The sequence below is a fragment of the Litoreibacter roseus genome (genome assembly GCF_009811795.1).
Taxonomy (GTDB): domain Bacteria; phylum Pseudomonadota; class Alphaproteobacteria; order Rhodobacterales; family Rhodobacteraceae; genus Litoreibacter; species Litoreibacter roseus.
The window spans coordinates 1-811 of sequence record NZ_BLJE01000025.1 but is presented as its reverse complement, the minus strand read 5'-3'; the positions used below and the strand labels follow the sequence as shown (position 1 = coordinate 811).

Below are 811 nucleotides of genomic sequence, written 5' to 3'. Positions count from 1 at the left end.
GGCATTGTCAGGTTGTTGCAACCAACTTGCCGTTGTAGCGCGATGACATGTTGAATCTGTCTGATCTATCCCGTCTCAAGGGGTTTCGTTTCCCACGCTCAGTCATTGGCTACGCGGTTTGGGCGTACCATCGGTTTGCACTCAGCTTGCGTGATGTTGAGGATCTCCTGGCCTCTCGCGGGATCACGGTTTCTTACGAAACGGTCCGGGACTGGGTGGCGCGTTTCGGCATCCAGTTTGCTGCCAAGGTGCGCCGGGGTCGGCCGCGCCCGGCCGACAAATGGCATCTCGACGAGGTTGTGGTGCCGATCAAGGGCCGCAAGCATTGGCTTTGGCGGGCTGTTGATGCCAACGGTGACGTTCTGGACATTTTGGTCCAAACCCGCCGGAACAAGGCGGCGGCGCTGCGCTTCTTCAGAAAACTGTTCAAGGCTTGGGGTCAACCGCGCGTGATCATCACCGACAAACTGCGGTCATACGGCGCAGCGAAGGCAGACCTCGCTCCCGGAATCGAACATCGCCAACATAAAGGGCTGAACAATCGGGTCGAGGCTTCACACAGACATACGCGGCGGCGAGAGAAGATCATGGGCCGGTTCAAGTCGCCCGGTCAGGCACAACTGTTCTTGTCGGTTCACGATCAAACCGCCGTCCTGTTTCGCCCTAAACGTCACCGCCTTTCAGCCCGTTCCTACCGCCACGCCCGAGCCGATGCCTTCGAAATTTGGACTGAGTATGCACACGAGTTGATCGCTTGAAATCAAAATGCAGCTCCGTTCTGGCGTGCCATCAATAATAACCTGACACTGCC

The 811-nt window shown here is 57.5% G+C and carries 1 protein-coding gene; it reads left to right on the top strand.

The genetic code is table 11. The features are described 5' to 3' along the window. Nucleotides 1-47 precede the first annotated feature (47 nt). Entirely contained in the window at nt 48-758 is a 711-nt protein-coding gene (locus KIN_RS22200) for an IS6 family transposase (protein WP_159811279.1), read from the top strand. The last annotated feature ends 53 nt before the right edge of the window (nt 759-811 follow it).

Excerpts from the sequence above, each read along its gene's own strand:
- KIN_RS22200 (WP_159811279.1), top strand. The coding sequence starts at position 48 with ATGTTGAATCTGTCTGATCTATCCCGTCTCAAGGGGTTTCGTTTCCCA.